Here is an 18,062-nt window from a genome sequence, read left to right as displayed (position 1 = left end):
GGAGCTTTTCGAAAGAGAAGTTCATTCTAACAGAGGGGGTTTTTGTATTGAACAAAAAAATCAAAATTATTGCCGCTTCTTTGTTAGTTACCAGTGCATTAGCTGCATGTGGTACACCTAAAAAAAGTGCAATGGATCGTAATGCTACTTATAATTATCAACGGACAGCGTATGAGAATACCCATCCGTATACAGATAATGTAACACGTACAGATCGTACTACGGATTATGTCACATACCGTAACAATGTAAGAACAGATAATTACGGAAATGTGAAGTATTCAAAGATTAACAAAGACATTCACGATACTCGTAATAACGTTGGATACAATTATTACCGTGATGTAAATTATCACGGACAAATAGCGAATCCGTCTCCAACTCGTAATATAACGACTCCGTATCCAACTCGTAACGTTACGATGAACAATGCGTACGTTAACAATGATGGTAAAACAGCTGAAGCTATTACCAATCGTGTAAAGGGTATGGCTAACGTGGAACGTGTTTCTACTGTTGTGCGTGGTAATGATGTTGTCATTGCAGTAAAATCTCGCAGTGGAACAGATGAAAAAGCATTAACAGATGATATTCGCAAAGCTGTTGCACCACTTGTTAATAATCGCAATGTCTATGTAACAGCAAAAGAAGATATGTTTACTCGTGTTGACACGATTAGCACAAGTCTTCGAAATGGAACATTTACAAACGATTTAAATCGTGATGTAACAAATCTGTTCCGAGATCTTCGTACGAATGTAACTAATGTAGTGCGATAATGGGAAGAAGGGGAAATAACATTTCCCCTTCTTTTTACTTGAATGAATTTTATAATCATAATCCTGTAAAAAAACATGTGCATCTTTTAAATATAAAAAGTTGCCGATACATATGAAAATAAAATGAGTAACTTTTATATTTTTAATGAACAAGCGGAACGAGCGTAGAGTAAATAAAAAAGAACGCTTACCCATTTTTGGGGTGGCGGTCTTTTTTCGTTAATTATATCAACCAGTGTCTCCATCAGCTAAACGTTGAATATTAATAGCTTTTTGAGTTTCAAATGGTGTATATGTACCTACTGCTACAATTGTAACCACCAGTATTCCGAGTATTATCTTTTTCATTTTAATGCCTCCTTTTTAAAAATTTCTTTTTTTGCTTGGTGACTTAAATAGAAGTATTGGCTGGCTTTAGTATGATTGTTTTCAATATAAAATTGAATTGCCACTATTTCAGCGTATTCTTGGACATACTCATATAATTTTTCTCTTTTGAAGTAATCCATTCCTGCTAATACTGTTTTCTCTAAGTGTTCAGCAGGAACCTTTTTATTCATCTCTCTTAGAATTGTGAAACGATATTGATATTCTTTATTCCCCAATTCATTACAGATAGTCAAACCTTTCTCAATAAGTTCTTCAGCAATGTCTGTTTCCTTTAATTTAAAATGTTCCCTAGCTTTAATAAAGATAGCCTTATAATTGTTTGGTGAATTTTTAGTAACTTCAGAAAGATAACGAATAGCTAATTCGGATAAATTTTGACTTGCATACATCAAGCCTAAATTATGTCGCACTAATAAAATTGCTTTTTCGTTTTTTTGTTTTTGGAATACGCTCATAGCAGAAACAAAGTACTCTTCAGCCATTTCAAATTCGCCTAAATGTGTACAAGATAATCCGAGAAGGTTATCGCAATAAGCTATTTTTAATTCGTATCCTGAATGTTTAGAGAATATTTTTTTTGCTTTTGTTCCTTGCTTAGTAGCTAAAAGTGCTTGATGAATATGATAATGATATGTTGCTAGGTTATAATAAAACTCAGCTTTTTCAAGTTCATCAGGAATGTGATTCAGTAGCATTTCAGCTTTATCGTAATGTTCTTTAGCAAGAGTATAATTACCGATTGCGTTAGAATGGATTGCTTTATAAAAACAATAATAATATGCTAAGAAATTATCCGTTGGTGTAACGAACGATTCAATTTTATCAAAGCTACTTTTTGAGATGCTCAAATTGTCAACTAAATAGCTATATCCAAAATCTAAAAGATGGTAGTAAAGTAATAAATTTGAGTCTTCGTAGTTATTGTGAATCGAGTTATCAATTTCTTCTTTTAAGCGATTGGCGTTATTTATATTACGTGAACGAATTTCTTGATACCAATCTTGTAATAATCTCTTAATTTGTTCATTCCCCGTGATTTGGACGCTCATAAAATCCCTCCTTTTATTTTCGACATGTGTTTGTAAAGAATGCTAACAAAAATAGAATATAATAGTAGCTGTTTTGTATATTTTTCGGAAAATTCAGTACGATAAAAGTGAAATGTGATGAATTTTCTTCTTGCTTTCTTGAGAGGTTAATGTTATATTAACAAAGCGATGAGCTAATTTACGTAAGACGAGAGATATGCTTAATTGCTAAACACGCGGATGTGGCCGCCTGGTCTCTCGCCGTAAAACGCATCAAGACGCCTGCATGACAGGCGTCTTTCTTATTATATAGAAAACTGTAGCGGAGTAGGATAAAAATCTTATTCTGCTTTTTTGTTGTTTCTTCCGGCTATTCGCAGGCAATAAGGCCCCCATCTCAAGATTCAAAGAGAAACGAGAAGTGAGGGGGAAAAAACCACTGCTGGAAGTCTCACTCTATCTTTTAAACGTGTTTTTTGTATGGTCTAGCTTCTTCCGTCTAAGAACATTCTGCATGAGAAGGCAAAGTTCGCTCGATGGACAAAAGAACTATAGTCTAAGGGGATAACAGTCGATGCCGCTTTGCTAGGGGATAAAACTTCTATTTTCGGTCAAACTATAAATAGAAGTTTTTTATTTTCCCTAAAAGAGGTGACAGCATATGAAATTCATGATTATTGCAATGCAAATCGTGCTAGCTGTGTTTTGTTTTTATCATGAATCGAGTGTAGCATCGGCAGAGAGTTCGGGTAATGCAGTGCAACAGGAACCTCAAATTACAATCATGTTGCAGCGTATATATTTAGACGGGGAAGTGAGCCAGGAAATTTTTAGAGACAAGGTTGTGAATTTAGAAAAGCTTTTAGAACAATATAAAGAGTGGCAACTTGTTGATCGAGATGATATACAAGTTGTATTGCAAAAGCGTATTGATGATATTTCACCATTATTAAAAACAAGCGGTTATTTTGGGGTTTCGAAAGAGGGGATTCTCCAAATTTTTAACGGTGTGCCAGAAACTGATAATGTCATTCATTCCTTCTTTCAAATTGATATGAAAAAGATGGAGAGTTATCAGCGTGAACGGTTAAAGCGCGGGATTCGGGTGAAATCAAAAGAACGATTTATGGAAGTAATGAAGAATATGGAGCACTATTCTATGAGTAATGGAAACAGTCGTAGCTTAAAATAGCTACGACTGTTTTTTATCCCGCTATTTGCGGACAGTAAGATCCCCCATCTCAAGATTTAGAGAGAAGCGAAAAAGATAGGGGAGGGATGAAAAACATTGATGGAAGTTTCGTTTTACTTTTGTTTTTTAATGATTTTTGTGCTATTCATTTTTTGAGGGTGCTCAGTCAATATGAAATTGAGAAGATAGAATAGAGAACATTTGTTGGGGGAATCTCGCATTTATATCATTATTTATGTTAAAATGGAATACATGATTTGAGAGGGAGAGATACAGTTTTGTTTGAATATATTACAGGTTATGTGGAATATGTAGGACCGGAATATATCGTTCTTGACCATAACGGAATTGGTTATCAAATTTTTACGCCAAATCCGTATGTATTCCAAAGAAGTGAACAAGAACTTCGTGTATATACATATCATTATGTAAGAGAAGATATCATGGCCCTTTACGGATTTAAAACGCGTGAAGAGCGTTTGTTATTTACAAAGCTTTTAGGTGTATCGGGGATTGGACCAAAGGGTGCGCTTGCGATTTTAGCTTCTGGTCAAACAGGGCAGGTTGTACAAGCGATTGAACATGAGGATGAAAAATTCTTAGTAAAGTTCCCAGGCGTCGGAAAGAAAACAGCGCGTCAAATGATTTTAGACTTAAAAGGAAAATTGGCAGATGTTGTGTCGGATGCTTTTGTTGACTTATTTTCAGATGTAGAGCGTTTCGATGAGAAGAAAGGAACATCTGCGGAGCTTGATGAAGCGCTGGAAGCACTTAGAGCGCTTGGATATGCAGAGCGAGAAGTGTCTCGCGTCGTGCCAGAATTATTAAAAGAGTCACTTACAACGGATCAATATATTAAAAAGGCACTTAGTCTTTTACTAAATGGTAAGAGGTGAGTAGAATGGACGAACGTCTTGTCTCAGGAGAATCCGTATATGAAGATGTGGACTTAGAATATTCGTTAAGGCCACAAACGCTCCGTCAATATATTGGCCAAGATAAAGCAAAGCATAATTTAGAAGTATTTATTGAAGCGGCAAAAATGCGTGAAGAAACGTTAGATCATGTATTATTATATGGGCCACCGGGACTTGGGAAAACGACATTAGCAAACATTATTGCGAATGAAATGGGAGTGAATATTCGTACAACGTCAGGACCGGCAATTGAACGACCGGGTGATTTAGCAGCAGTATTAACTGCACTTCAACCGGGCGATGTTTTATTCATTGATGAAATCCATCGTTTGCATCGTTCGATTGAAGAAGTATTATATCCAGCGATGGAAGATTTCTGTCTTGATATTGTAATTGGAAAAGGTCCGACAGCGCGCTCTGTTCGGCTTGATTTGCCTCCGTTTACACTAGTTGGTGCAACAACGCGTGCAGGTGCATTATCGGCACCGCTTCGAGATCGTTTCGGTGTATTGTCTCGTTTAGAATATTACACAGTTGATCAGTTATCAGCCATTGTAGAACGTACAGCAGAGGTGTTTGAAGTTGAAATTGATTCGTTGGCTGCCTTAGAAATTGCAAGACGTGCACGAGGTACACCGCGAATTGCGAATCGTTTACTGCGCCGTGTACGTGATTTTGCGCAGGTGCGCGGTGATGGAACCGTTACGATGGATATTACGCAAATGGCACTCGAACTACTGCAAGTAGATAAACTTGGATTAGATCATATCGATCATAAATTATTGCTTGGTATTATTGAAAAATTCCGCGGCGGTCCAGTTGGATTAGAAACAGTTTCAGCCACGATTGGGGAAGAATCTCATACAATTGAAGATGTGTATGAGCCTTATTTGTTGCAAATTGGCTTTCTGCAAAGAACACCAAGGGGCCGCATTGTTACACCGCTTGCATATGAACATTTTGGAATGGAGATGCCGCAAGTATGATGGATATGCCAAAGCTGCTTATTACGGCTGGTATTCTTTTAATTGTTACGGGATTAGCTTGGAAGCTTATAGGAAGGCTTCCAGGTGATATTTTTGTGAAAAAGGGAAACGTTACCTTTTATTTTCCTATTGTTACGTGTATTGTGATAAGTATTGTATTATCTTTTATTATGTATGTCATAAATCGATTTAGATAGAAATAGGTGAACTTAGTTATGGATATTAATTTGTTTGATTTTCATTTACCAGAAGAACTTATTGCACAAGTACCGCTTGAAGATCGTGAAACATCAAGATTAATGATGTTAGATCGTGAGACAGGTGAAATTCAGCATAAGCATTTCACTGACATTCTTTCTTATTTACATGAGGGCGATTGTTTAGTTTTAAATGAAACGAAAGTGATGCCTGCGCGTTTGCACGGTGTAAAAGAAGATACAGGTGCACATATTGAAGTGCTTTTATTAAAGCAAGAAGATGGAGATACTTGGGAGACGCTTGTTAAACCTGCAAAACGTGTGAAAGAAGGAACGGTAATTTCTTTTGGTGAGGGCAAACTAAAAGCAACATGTGTCGGAGCCGGTGAACAAGGTGGCCGTCATTTGAAATTTTCGTATGACGGTATTTTCTATGAAATTTTAGACGAGCTTGGTGAAATGCCACTTCCTCCATATATTAAAGAAACGCTTGAAGACCGCGATCGTTATCAGACGGTATTTGCACGTGAAGTTGGTTCAGCAGCGGCTCCAACAGCGGGACTTCATTTTACAGAAGAACTGTTAGAAAAGCTGAAGCAAAAAGGTGTTCATTTAGCATTTATTACATTGCATGTTGGACTTGGGACATTTAGACCGGTTTCTGCAGATACAATTGAAGAGCATCATATGCATGCAGAGTATTATCATATGTCAGCGGAAACAGCAGATTTGCTAAACAATGTAAAACAAAAAGGCGGTCGTATTATCACTGTTGGTACAACATCAACACGTACGCTTGAAACAATTGCAACAGACAATAATGGCAAACTTTGCGCAGCTTCTGGCTGGACTGATATTTTTATGTATCCAGGATATGAATTTAAAGCAATCGATGGTTTAATTACAAACTTCCACTTGCCAAAATCAACATTAATTATGCTTGTGAGCGCATTTGCAGGGAGAGAAAATGTTCTGCATGCGTACAATGAAGCTGTAAAAGAAAAGTATCGTTTCTTTAGCTTCGGTGATGCAATGTTTGTTGCATCTCATTCTAAAGTTGAGAAGAAATAAAAAGGAGCAACAATATGACAGCAATACGTTATGAATTAATTAAAACATGTAAACAAACAGGCGCACGTTTAGGCCGCGTTCATACACCGCATGGCTCATTTGAAACGCCAATCTTTATGCCAGTTGGAACACTTGCGACAGTAAAAACGATGTCACCAGAAGAGCTAAAAGCAATGGATGCAGGTATTATTTTAAGTAATACGTATCATTTATGGCTTCGTCCGGGTCATGAAATTGTACGCGAGGCAGGCGGTCTACATAAGTTTATGAACTGGGATCGTTCGATTTTAACAGATTCCGGTGGCTTTCAGGTGTTTAGTTTAAGTGACTTCCGTCGCATTGAAGAAGAAGGTGTTCATTTCCGCAATCACTTAAATGGAGATAAATTATTCTTATCGCCAGAAAAGGCAATGGAAATTCAAAATGCACTTGGTTCTGATATTATGATGGCATTTGATGAGTGTCCGCCGTTTCCAGCGACATTTGAGTATATGAAAAAATCAGTAGAGCGTACGAGCCGTTGGGCAGAGCGCTGTTTAAAAGCGCACCAGCGTCCGCAGGATCAAGGTTTATTTGGTATTGTACAGGGCGGAGAGTTTGAAGAACTTCGTCGCCAAAGTGCACGCGACCTTGTTTCAATGGATTTTCCAGGTTATGCAGTTGGTGGGTTATCTGTTGGAGAACCGAAAGATATTATGAACCGTGTGCTTGAATTTACAACGCCGCTTCTTCCAGATAACAAGCCTCGTTATTTAATGGGTGTTGGATCACCAGATTCGTTAATTGACGGTGCAATCCGCGGTATTGATATGTTCGACTGTGTACTTCCAACTCGTATTGCACGAAACGGTACGTGTATGACAAGTGAAGGTCGTTTAGTTGTAAAAAACGCAAAATTTGCGAAAGACTTTGGTCCGCTTGATCCGAATTGTGATTGTTATACATGTAAAAACTATTCACGTGCGTACATTCGCCACTTAATGAAATGTGATGAAACATTCGGAATTCGTTTAACGTCTTACCACAACCTGCATTTTCTGTTAAAATTAATGGAGCAGGTGAGACAAGCTATTCGTGAAGACCGTCTTGGAGACTTCCGTGATGAGTTCTTTGAACAGTATGGCTTTAATAAACCAAATGCTAAAAATTTCTAATACATAATAATTAAGGAGGAATAAAAGATGAATCCAGGTATGATGAATATTATCATGATCGTTGCGATGTTTGTGATTTTCTACTTCTTATTAATTCGCCCGCAACAAAAGCGTCAAAAGGCAGTAGCACAAATGCAAAGCGAACTGAAAAAAGGCGATGCAATCGTAACAATTGGCGGCATGCATGGTACAATTGAATCTGTAACTGATACAACAATCGTGATTAAATCTGGTGGTTCACACCTTACATTTGATCGCAGTGCGATTCGTGAAATTGTAAAAAACTAATAAAAAAAGCCCTGAACGCAGGGCTTTTTTTTATTGTGTCCGTTTACCGATATTAACTCCAAGTATACCCCCGATTGTACTTGCAGCAATAAGTACTAGTTGGTAAAGAAGCTGTGCGTTTGATAATGCTGATGAAAAGCCTAAATAGTTTACAAGAAATACGAGAACAGCAAATGATACTCCAGTCGATCCACCGACAAACCAGCCTTTTCCTTGAGCCTTTACTCCAGCAACAAATCCCGCAATTACTGTCGATACAAGCGCGAGTACAAGAAGTGAGATAGATAAGGTCCTTTCATTTATGTTTGTAAATTTCAATAATAATGCGATTATAATACTTGTCAAGCTAGCGAAAATCAGTAAGGTAACGATGCCGAATCCAACTGCAATTGATAATTTTTTCGTTCCATCCATAGAGCATCTCTCCTTTCTAATACAAGCATATTTCTTCTTTTGCTAAGTTAGACTAGTTTCTTTTTGTACGGGGAAACTAATATGTAGGAATTGAAAGGAGAAAGGAAATAAAAGATGGAACTACTTCAAATTGTCTTTCGAACAATTGTCTTATATAGTGTCATGTTAATTATTTTTCGTCTAATGGGAAAACGTGAGATTGGGGAATTGAGCGTTTTGGACTTAGTCGTTTTTATTATGCTTGGTGAAATGGCAGTTATTGCGATTGAAAATATGGATAAGGCAATGTGGCATCAACTTGTTCCGATGGTGCTTATTATGATTATTCAAATTGCTTTATCTTTTATCTCGCTAAAAAGCCAGCGTCTTCGTCATGTATTAGAAGGGGAACCGGCTATTATCGTGCGCGAGGGGAAAATCGATGAGAAGCAAATGCGTAAACAGCGTTATAATATGGATGATTTACTTATGCAACTGCGTGAGCAAAGTATTGGTGATATACGTGACGTGGAATATGCCATTTTAGAGCCATCTGGAAGATTATCGGTATTTGAAAAACAAAAAAGTAAAAAAAGTAAAAATGACACACCATTATTTTCAGTTCCGCTTATTATTGATGGAGAAATTCAGAAAAAACATTTATACATGATGGAACATACTGATATGTGGCTGGAAGATAAACTGAAGAAATTGGGATATAAGGATATTGAAGACATTTCATATTGTAGTTTTCAAAATGGCCAGTTTTTCGTGGACTTAAAAGATAAATAAAAAGTTGCTCCTTAAAATAGGCAGCAACTTTTTATTTTAAAAAGGAGAATTTACGAATGATGGGCAGTCTAAGTAATTCTTGTTTTCTAATAAGGCCAAAGAGAATTAAAAGGAAGATATAAAGTGCCGTAGTGAATAGTATTTCCCATAATGTTTGCATGCCAAGTGAAGGCGAAAAGAAGATGTGTTTATGCATATAGAAACCTGCTCCTCCGGAAATGATTATGGCAAGCAATCCGTATACATAATCTTTTATATAAATAGTAAACGTGATTTTTTTTAACACTGTTGCATAGTGAAGTAAGGTAACCGTAACGATATTTGCTGCGATTGCAAGTGCCACGCCCATCATTTGAAATTCTGGCTGCGAGGCAAGGACGAAAATAACAAGTAATTTCACAATGGCTCCAATAAACGTGTTCATCATCGCAGCACGCGCCAAATTTAAGGCTTGTAATACCGATGTGAGCGGTCCTTGAAAATAGTGAAATAAAAAGCAAGGTGCTAGTACTTGAATGAAAAGGGTTGCACTGTCTGAACCGTACATAAGAGTTAAAATCGGTGCGGCGAATACGTATAGAATAACAACAGACCATCCTCCTGTAATAAGAGAGATACGTATTGCTTGCTGCAATCTATGCTCTACTAAACGGTGCTGCTTTTTGGCGTTTGCTTCGCTAATGGAAGGAACGAGCGCCGTTGAAAGAGCGTAGGTAATAAAAGCTGGCAGAGACAAAAGTGGAAAGGCATATCCATTTAATATACCGTATTGCTGCGTTGCAATAGAGGCTGCAACTCCGGCAATTGCTAAACTTTGCATGACAACAATCGGTTCGAAAAAATAAGAAATGGATCCGATTAAACGGCTTCCTGTTGTAGGAAGTGCAATATCCATTAAAGAATAAAAAGTACCTTTGCTTTCTTTCACGGTACTTACAAAATGAGATCGAATGGAAAGATGCTTTTCTCTTTGAAACAGCGTTAACAGAAATAAGAGGGAAGCGACTTCTCCGAGCACAGCGGATAGCATTGCGCCCGCTGCAGCGTATTCTACTCCATATGGTAAGAAAAAGCGGATGCATACTGCAATAATTGTAATGCGAACAACTTGTTCTAGTACTTGTGCGTAGGCGCTTGGCTTCATATTTTGTCTTCCTTGGAAATAACCGCGCAGCACAGAGGAAACAGCAATAACAGGTACAACAGGTAAAATAGCGATTAATGGATAATAGGTCCTTTTATCAGTTAATAATGTTTCTGCTAATAAAGGAGCAAGAAGCATAATTCCGACTGTTAATAGAATACTAATGACAGAGGTAATGGCTAATGAAACAGTTAATATTTTTTTTACTTGTTGTTTATCATGTTTAGCTTCTGCTTCAGCGACTAGTTTTGCAATGGCAACTGGGAGACCGATTTGCGTAATGGTGATAGCTAATATAAATGTTGGAACAGCCATCATATATAGTCCAACACCTTCTTCTCCTAAAATGCGTGCCATTACAATGCGATTAATGAAGCCTAAAATTTTCGTGATAAAACCAGCGAACATTAAAATAAAAGCGCCTCGTAAAAAGGTTTGTTTCGTCATAGTTTTCTCCTACCTTCTCAAAATCAATGGAATGATTTACAATAATTTATATGCATTTATAAGGCAAGCATGACAAGCATTTGAAATAAGGAACGTGAGATAAGAAGGAGATGAACTGGAAGTGGTTGGAAAAGAAGAGTTAATCGAGGCATACCGGGAACAGTTAAGAATCGTCTTAGAAAGCAAAGTAGAAGAGTTTCAAATGCTCGGCTACGATCGTGTTACAATGGAAGACGTTTGGAAATGTTTAAAGACCCGAAAGTGGAAAAAAGTAGCTAGCGATGTCAGATTGTATGAGCTTGTAAATGATGTGTTAACATTAACACCTAACGATTACATGACATTTTTAACGATGAAGGCGTATCAAGCACCGCTTTGGTCGTTCGAAGAATATGAAAATAAATAACAGGTTGTAATTGGTTTGTTCTTCCTCTTGCAGTATAATAATGAGTATTGATAAAGAGGTGATTTTGGAACAAGGGCCTTTGTTCAAAGGAGGAACAAGAAACATATGGCAAAGCGAAGCAGTAGGATCGTTGCCTTTTTCCTCGTTGTGTTATTAATTGGAGGAATCATTGGAACAACGACAAAAAACATTACAAAAGGAATTAACCTCGGGCTTGATCTTCGAGGCGGTTTTGAAATTTTATATGAAGTAAAGCCAGCGAAAAAAGGGGATAAAATTACCCATGATACCCTTGTGAGTACGGTTGGTGCACTAGAAAAACGTGTAAACGTTCTTGGTGTAAGTGAACCGAATATCCAAATTGAAGGAAATGATCGTATTCGTGTGCAGCTTGCTGGAGTAAAAGATCAGAAGCAAGCACGAGACGTGTTATCGACGCAAGCGAAATTAACATTTCGTGATGTAAATGATAACATTCTTATGGATGGTTCAGATTTAGCGACGAATGGAGCAAAGCAAACGTTTGATGAACAAGGCCGTCCAAGCGTTAGCCTAAAATTAAAGAGTGCTGATAAGTTCCGTGCAGTAACTGAAAAAGTATCTAGCATGCCGCAACCAACAAATTTAATGGTGATTTGGCTTGATTTTGAAGAAGGAAAAGATTCTTACAAGGCAGAAGCAGCGAAGCCGAAGCCAAAATATTTATCAGCAGCTACTGTGAATCAAGTATTTAATCAAGCGGAAGTATCTATTGTTGGTGGAAACTTTACAGTAGAAAGTGCAAAGCAACTTTCAGATTTGTTAAATGCTGGGGCACTTCCTGTTGATTTAAAAGAGGTATATTCAACTTCTGTTGGAGCAAAATTTGGAGAGCAAGCATTGCAAAAAACAATTTTTGCAAGTGCGATTGGTATCGCTCTTATTTTCTTATTTATGATTGTATTCTATCGTCTACCAGGTCTTGTAGCGGTAATCATGCTTGGTTTATATATTTACATAACGTTACTCGTATTCAATTGGATGCACGCGGTTCTAACCTTACCGGGTATAGCGGCACTAGTGCTCGGGGTCGGAATTGCGGTTGATGCAAACGTTATTACATATGAAAGGCTAAAAGAAGAACTGCGCATCGGAAAATCGATGTTGTCAGCATATCGCGCAGGTAATCAGCGTTCGTTATCAACGATTTTAGATGCGAATGTTACAACACTTGCGGCAGCTGCTGTCTTATTTGCATACGGTACAAGCTCTGTTAAAGGATTTGCGACAAGTTTAATTGTGAGTATTTTCGTCGGCTTCCTTACAAATGTATACGGTACGCGCTTCTTACTTGGCTTACTTGTAAAGAGTCGTTACTTTGATAAAAAATATTCTTACTTTGGTGTAAAACCGAAAGAAATCATTCCGTTATCCAAAGGTGTAGAACATGCACCAACGAAATTTGACCGTGTTAACTTTGTTAATATTGGACATAAGTTTTTCTGGTTCTCTGTTGTTGTGATGATTCTAGGTGCGATTATTTTACCAATCTTTAAATTGAATCTTGGGATTGACTTTGCAAGCGGTACGCGCATGGACATTAAAACAAATCAATCCATAACGGTTTCACAAGTACAACAAGAGTTACATGATTTAAAAGTAGATGTGAAGAAAGAAGATATCGTGCCGACAGGTACTGATAATAAAGGATTTGCTGTTCGGACAATTGGTGTACTATCAAAAGACGATATTGCGAAAGTGAAAACATTCTACCATGATAAATATGGTACAGAACCAAACGTAAGTACAGTTTCTCCGACAATTGGAAAAGAAATTGCACGAAATGCACTTATTGCAGTGCTAATTGCTTCTCTTGTTATCATTTTATATGTGAGTATTCGTTTCCGCTTCACATATGCGTTATCGGCAGTGTTAGCATTGTTACATGATGCGTTCTTCATTATCATTGTATTTAGCTTACTTCACCTAGAAGTTGATTTAACGTTTATCGCAGCAGTGTTAACGATTATCGGTTATTCTATTAATGACTCGATTGTTACGTTTGACCGAAACCGTGAGTTATATAAACAGAAACAAAAAATTCGTACTGTAAGTGATTTAGAAGAGATTGTGAATTCTAGTATTCGTCAAACGATCGGTCGTTCTATTAATACGGTCATGACAGTGTTACTACCTGTTATAACATTATTAATTTTTGGCAGTGAGTCATTGCGAAACTTCTCAATTGCATTATTTGTCGGTTTAATTGTTGGTACGTATTCTTCAGTTTTCGTTGCATCCCAAATTTGGCTGATGCTTGAAAGCCGTCGTTTGAAAAAAGGAAAAGGTCAGAAGAAAGTTGAAGTAAATACGTCTGAACCGCAAGTATAAGTAAAATCACTTAAGTTTGAATAAAAAGAGATGCCTCATTGTAGGCATTTCTTTTTTGTTCGGGGATAAAATAAAGTGTAGGTTGGCGAAAGAAAGGATTTCGGTTATGGAAAAAGATGAACGTTTTAAACAAGCGGAATTTGGAGCGATTGTTGGAATTGTCGGTAATATTGTGCTTGCAATTATAAAAGCGATTATTGGATATGTTGGGAATAGTAAGGCGCTTATGGCAGATGCTGTTCATTCTGGTTCGGACGTCATTGGCTCGTTAGCGGTTCTTTTTGGACTGCAGGCAGCAAAGCAACCGCCTGATGACGATCATCCATATGGACATGGAAAAGCGGAATCGATCTCAGCGATTATCGTAGCTGTTCTTTTATTTATTGTCGGAATTGAAATTGTTATCTCTTCTATTAAAGCTTTTACACAAGTGCTAGAGCCACCACGCTGGATTACTGTTATTGCTGTGCTTCTTTCCATTGTTGTGAAAGAAGCGATGTTTCGCTACAAATATAAGTTAGGTAAAAGGATAAAAAGTGATGCCATTATTGCAAACGCGTATGAGCATCGTTCGGATGTATTCTCATCATTTGCGGCTTTAATTGGGATTGGAGCGGCGATTATAGGAAGTAAAATGGGGGTGGATTGGCTTGTATATGCCGATCCAGTTGCCGGTTTATTTGTATCTTTACTCGTTATAAAAATGGCTTGGGATATTGGAAAAGAAGCGATTCATACAACGCTGGATCATGTACTTCATGAGGAAGATATCGTTCCGATGAGGGAAGCCGTTATGCAAGTGGAAGGAGTAAAGAAAATAGGTTCGCTATACGCAAGAGAGCATGGACACTATGTTATTGTTGATATTAAAGTGTCTGTTGATCCGTACATTACGGTAGAAGATGGACATCGCATTGGTAAACATGTGAAAGAAGTGCTCATGCAGCAAGACAATGTGCAAAATGTTTTCGTGCACATTAATCCATATTCTCCTGATTAATGTAAGAGAAGGAGAAAAACTGCCCGTAAGAGTCCGATTGGCAGGGCTAACCTTTAGCAAAAAACGCTAAAGGAAGTTTCGCTTTATCCCGCTCAAAGGGACAGTAGAGCTGTAGTGAATGCAGAGAAGGAACTGTCCCTAAGAGCCCGATTGGTTCGACTAACCATTTTTGGAAAAGGGCGCTCCAAAAATAGAAGTCTCACTTTATTGTCACCCCTTAGTCTGTCTAGTATAATGGATAGGTTAAGGGGTGATTTCGTTGTTACAAGCGAAGACGCGTTGGAAAGAAAAGTGTAATAATGAGGAACTTGTAGGACAATTGACAAATAAACTTCAATTGTCGCCTCTTGTTACCTCGCTATTATTAAATAGAGGTTTAGATACAGAAGAAAAGATTTTGGATTTTTTAAATACAGAACAGCAAGAATTTCATGATCCATTTTTACTTGAAGGTATGGAACGTACGGTAGAACGTGTGCAACAAGCTATTCAGAATGGAGAGCAAATTTTAATTTTTGGTGATTATGATGCGGACGGTGTTAGCAGTACAACCGTTTTATTTTTAGCATTGCAAGAACTTGGGGCGGATGTAGAGTTTTATATTCCGAACCGATTTACAGAAGGATATGGACCGAATGAAGAAGCATTTCGCTGGGCTCATCGTGCTGGCTTCTCGCTTATTATTACGGTTGATACAGGAATTGCAGCTGTTCATGAAGCTCAGGTTGCAAAGGAACTAGGCATTGATTTAATTATTACCGATCATCATGAGCCACCGCCAGAATTACCGGAAGCTTTAGCAATTATTCATCCGAAGTTAGACGGTGGTGTGTATCCATTTCACTATTTAGCAGGTGTTGGCGTTGCGTTTAAAGTTGCTCATGCATTGCTTGGGAGTGTACCAGAACATTTATTAGAAATTGTAGTTATTGGTACAGTAGCGGATTTAGTGCCTCTTTATGGTGAAAACCGCCTGCTTGTGCAGCGTGGATTGAAAAAGTTGCGAACAACGCAGCGAGTAGGATTACAAGCACTGTTCAAAGTTGCTAATATTTCGCAAGGTGAAATTACAGAAGAGAGTGTTGGTTTTGCGATTGGACCACGCATTAATGCAGTTGGGCGCTTAGAAGATGCAACGCCAGCCGTACATTTACTACTGTCAGAAGATGTAGAAGAAGCAAAAGAACTTGCACAAGAAATCGATGAACTGAACAAATTGCGAAAAGATATTGTAAAAAAAATTACGGAAGAAGCAATTGCGGAAGTGGAAGCACATTATCCGCCAGAAGAGAATAAAGTATTAGTTCTTGCAAAAGAAGGTTGGAATCCAGGTGTAATTGGGATTGTTGCTTCAAAGCTCATAGATCGCTTTTATCGTCCGACAATTGTATTAAGCATTGATCCCGAAAAAGGGACGGCAAAAGGATCTGCGCGTAGTATTGAAGGCTTTGATTTGTATGCCAATTTATCAGATTGCCGGGACATTTTACCGCATTTTGGCGGACATCCAATGGCTGCTGGTATGACTCTTAGTATGAATGATGTCGATGAACTGCGCCGACGCTTAAATGAGCAAGCTGCGGCTCAGCTATCAGATGAAGATTTTATTCCAGTTACTGCAGTAGATGTAGTGTGTAAAGTGGAAGATGTGACGCTTGCTGCAATTGAAGAAATGCAAAAGCTTGCTCCGTTTGGGATTGGAAATCCAAAGCCACGCATCGCTGTGAAGGATGCAGGTCTTGAAAGTATTCGTGCAATTGGTTCTGATGGTTCGCATTTGAAAATGACCCTTCGTGATGGACAAGCAACATTAGATAGCGTTGGCTTTGGCTTTGGCGCATTGGCAAAAGAAATTTCTCCTGTAGCGCACGTATCTATCGTTGGAGAAGCTTCTATTAATGAATGGAATAATTTCCGTAAACCGCAAATTATGATTCAAGATATTGCTGTAGAAGCTTGGCAATTATTTGATTGGCGCAGCATGCGTAATGTAGAAGCAAATCTAGCCGATCTTTCACGTGATAAGCTGACAATCATGTATTTTAAGGAAGAAGCATTGCAAAAGTTTTCTTTAGAAGCGTATACAGATTATCTCGTACACGCTAAAGAAGTGACAACATTAGAAGGTCGTTACGTTGTTGTTCTTGATTTACCAGATGCGACAGAAGATTTAAAGCGCGTATGTGAAAAAGGGTTTCCAGACCGTATTTATACTGTTTTTTATCAAGAAAACAATCATTTATTTAGTACTGTTCCAACGAGGGAACATTTTAAATGGTACTATTCATTTTTACATCAAAAAGCACCATTCTCTCTTCGACAATACGGAGAGCAACTTTGTCGTCATAAAGGTTGGTCAAAAGATACAGTAAATTTCATGACACAGGTGTTTTTTGAGTTAGAATTTGTTACAATAAAAGACGGTGTCATTTTTATGGCAGAAGAAATGAAAAAGCGTGATTTAACTGAATCAAACACGTATCGTGAGAAAATAAACCATTTACAATTAGAAAAGGAACTGGTTTATAGCACATATCAGCAATTATATGCATGGTTTGAAACGATTCGTAATCATAAAGAAGTAGAACAGTTAGGATAAAGGATTTGTATTTACAACCTTTTTATATTTGAGGAGGATTCATAAATATGGATTTCAAGCAACATATTGCAATTGTACCGGATTATCCGAAAGAAGGTATTGTCTTTAAAGATATTACACCTTTAATGAATGATGGAAAAGCATACAAAGCAGCAACGGATGCAATCGTTGAGTATGCAAAAAAAAGAAATATCGACCTTGTAGTAGGACCAGAAGCTCGTGGTTTTATTATTGGATGTCCAGTTTCTTACGCATTAGAAGTGGGTTTTGCACCAGTTCGTAAATTAGGTAAATTACCACGTGAAGTAATCAAAGTAGATTACGGTAAAGAGTATGGTAAAGATGTTTTAACAATTCATAAAGATGCGATTAGACCTGGTCAACGAGTATTAATTACAGATGACTTATTAGCTACAGGTGGAACAATTGAAGCGACAATTAAATTAGTAGAAGAACTTGGTGGTATTGTTGCAGGGATTGCATTTTTAGTAGAGCTGACTTACTTAGATGGCCGTAAAATGTTAGACGGTTATGATGTATTAGTATTAGAAAAATATTAATTGTAAACAGGGCGACATAAAGGAGTACCCGTGAATCTCTTTGAGAGGATCGGGTATTTTTATATATGCACCCTGCTATTTGTCGGCAGTAAGCCTCCATTTCAAGGTTTAGAGAAAAACCGGAAGAAGATAGGTGAGGGAGAACTGCTGGCATGTGTCCGATTGGCTCAACTAACCATCAGTGGGAATGAATCTCCGTTGATGGAAGGTTCACTTTATCAAAAAGTAAAGTGAAATGTTTCTAAAATCTTTTCCTTTTCACAATTCACAATCATTGCGTTATAATGATAAGATAAAAATTATTCTAATTGGCAAGGAAAGAGATTATGAATCTTCAATAAAAGGTGAT

Annotated in this window: 17 protein-coding genes; 14 read left to right on the top strand and 3 right to left on the bottom strand. The window is 37.6% G+C overall.

Annotated elements, in window-relative coordinates:
- Positions 1–47: 47 nt before the first annotated feature.
- A complete protein-coding gene (locus tag ACFQZ1_RS04375; protein WP_377880868.1) occupies positions 48–779 on the top strand; it encodes a YhcN/YlaJ family sporulation lipoprotein in 732 nt (243 codons plus the stop codon).
- A 344-nt stretch (positions 780–1,123) separates the two neighbouring features.
- Here ACFQZ1_RS04375 and ACFQZ1_RS04370 read toward each other — a convergent pair whose 3' ends face one another.
- Positions 1,124–2,218, bottom strand: a complete 1,095-nt coding sequence (locus ACFQZ1_RS04370) for a response regulator aspartate phosphatase (RefSeq protein ID WP_377880867.1) — start codon at positions 2,216–2,218, stop codon at positions 1,124–1,126.
- Positions 2,219–2,858: 640 nt separating this feature from the next.
- On the opposite strand from ACFQZ1_RS04370, the gene ACFQZ1_RS04365 reads away from it, so the two are divergent.
- From ACFQZ1_RS04365 to yajC, 7 genes are all read left to right on the top strand, one after another.
- Positions 2,859–3,389 (top strand): BofC C-terminal domain-containing protein, encoded by a 531-nt coding sequence (locus tag ACFQZ1_RS04365; protein ID WP_377880866.1) that lies wholly within the window; start codon positions 2,859–2,861, stop codon positions 3,387–3,389.
- A gap of 278 nt (positions 3,390–3,667) precedes the next feature.
- Positions 3,668–4,285 carry a Holliday junction DNA helicase RuvA gene (gene ruvA, locus ACFQZ1_RS04360; protein WP_377880865.1) on the top strand — a complete coding sequence of 206 codons (618 nt, stop codon included), beginning with the start codon at positions 3,668–3,670 and terminating at the stop codon, positions 4,283–4,285.
- A 5-nt stretch (positions 4,286–4,290) separates the two neighbouring features.
- Positions 4,291–5,292 (top strand): Holliday junction branch migration DNA helicase RuvB, encoded by a 1,002-nt coding sequence (gene ruvB / locus ACFQZ1_RS04355; protein ID WP_336481792.1) that lies wholly within the window; start codon positions 4,291–4,293, stop codon positions 5,290–5,292.
- On the top strand, positions 5,289–5,489 hold the full coding sequence (locus ACFQZ1_RS04350) for a DUF2905 domain-containing protein (RefSeq protein WP_377880864.1): 201 nt from the start codon (positions 5,289–5,291) through the stop codon (positions 5,487–5,489). Before ruvB ends, ACFQZ1_RS04350 begins: the two co-directional genes overlap by 4 nt.
- Before the next feature lie 18 nt (positions 5,490–5,507).
- The gene (queA, locus tag ACFQZ1_RS04345; RefSeq protein WP_377880863.1) at positions 5,508–6,560 is read left to right on the top strand and encodes a tRNA preQ1(34) S-adenosylmethionine ribosyltransferase-isomerase QueA; all 1,053 of its coding nucleotides are present in this window, start codon (positions 5,508–5,510) and stop codon (positions 6,558–6,560) included.
- 14 nt (positions 6,561–6,574) lie between these two features.
- Positions 6,575–7,714 (top strand): tRNA guanosine(34) transglycosylase Tgt, encoded by a 1,140-nt coding sequence (tgt, locus tag ACFQZ1_RS04340; RefSeq protein WP_098308017.1) that lies wholly within the window; start codon positions 6,575–6,577, stop codon positions 7,712–7,714.
- 27 nt (positions 7,715–7,741) lie between these two features.
- Positions 7,742–8,002, top strand: a complete 261-nt coding sequence (yajC, locus tag ACFQZ1_RS04335; RefSeq protein ID WP_377880862.1) for a preprotein translocase subunit YajC — start codon at positions 7,742–7,744, stop codon at positions 8,000–8,002.
- Positions 8,003–8,032: 30 nt separating this feature from the next.
- Here the strand turns inward: yajC and ACFQZ1_RS04330 are convergent, their stop codons facing one another.
- Positions 8,033–8,416 (bottom strand): TIGR04086 family membrane protein, encoded by a 384-nt coding sequence (locus tag ACFQZ1_RS04330; RefSeq protein ID WP_377880861.1) that lies wholly within the window; start codon positions 8,414–8,416, stop codon positions 8,033–8,035.
- Between the two features lie 114 nt (positions 8,417–8,530).
- On the opposite strand from ACFQZ1_RS04330, the gene ACFQZ1_RS04325 reads away from it, so the two are divergent.
- Positions 8,531–9,187, top strand: a complete 657-nt coding sequence (locus ACFQZ1_RS04325) for a DUF421 domain-containing protein (RefSeq protein WP_377880860.1) — start codon at positions 8,531–8,533, stop codon at positions 9,185–9,187.
- A gap of 31 nt (positions 9,188–9,218) precedes the next feature.
- On the opposite strand, the gene spoVB is transcribed toward ACFQZ1_RS04325, so the two are convergent.
- The gene (gene spoVB / locus ACFQZ1_RS04320) at positions 9,219–10,778 is read right to left on the bottom strand and encodes a stage V sporulation protein B (RefSeq protein WP_377880859.1); all 1,560 of its coding nucleotides are present in this window, start codon (positions 10,776–10,778) and stop codon (positions 9,219–9,221) included.
- A gap of 121 nt (positions 10,779–10,899) precedes the next feature.
- Between spoVB and ACFQZ1_RS04315 the strand changes: the two genes are divergently transcribed.
- The 5 genes from ACFQZ1_RS04315 (at position 10,900) to ACFQZ1_RS04295 (ending at position 17,713) form a co-directional block, all read left to right on the top strand.
- Positions 10,900–11,184 carry a post-transcriptional regulator gene (locus tag ACFQZ1_RS04315; protein WP_377880858.1) on the top strand — a complete coding sequence of 95 codons (285 nt, stop codon included), beginning with the start codon at positions 10,900–10,902 and terminating at the stop codon, positions 11,182–11,184.
- Positions 11,185–11,289: 105 nt separating this feature from the next.
- Entirely contained in the window at positions 11,290–13,554 is a 2,265-nt protein-coding gene (gene secDF, locus ACFQZ1_RS04310) for a protein translocase subunit SecDF (RefSeq protein WP_377880857.1), read from the top strand.
- 106 nt (positions 13,555–13,660) lie between these two features.
- Complete coding sequence (locus ACFQZ1_RS04305) at positions 13,661–14,554, top strand: cation diffusion facilitator family transporter (protein ID WP_377880856.1); 894 nt, start codon at positions 13,661–13,663, stop codon at positions 14,552–14,554.
- A 259-nt stretch (positions 14,555–14,813) separates the two neighbouring features.
- Positions 14,814–17,153 carry a single-stranded-DNA-specific exonuclease RecJ gene (gene recJ, locus ACFQZ1_RS04300; protein ID WP_377880855.1) on the top strand — a complete coding sequence of 780 codons (2,340 nt, stop codon included), beginning with the start codon at positions 14,814–14,816 and terminating at the stop codon, positions 17,151–17,153.
- A 47-nt stretch (positions 17,154–17,200) separates the two neighbouring features.
- Positions 17,201–17,713, top strand: coding sequence for an adenine phosphoribosyltransferase (locus tag ACFQZ1_RS04295; RefSeq protein WP_377880854.1), 513 nt, complete (start codon positions 17,201–17,203; stop codon positions 17,711–17,713).
- Positions 17,714–18,062: the final 349 nt, after the last annotated feature.

The sequence above is a fragment of the Bacillus sp. CGMCC 1.60114 genome (assembly GCF_042676365.1).
Taxonomy (GTDB): domain Bacteria; phylum Bacillota; class Bacilli; order Bacillales; family Bacillaceae_G; genus Bacillus_A; species Bacillus_A rhizoplanae_A.
The sequence above is the reverse complement of the archived record's forward strand: the minus strand, read 5'-3'. Positions and strand labels throughout refer to the sequence as shown.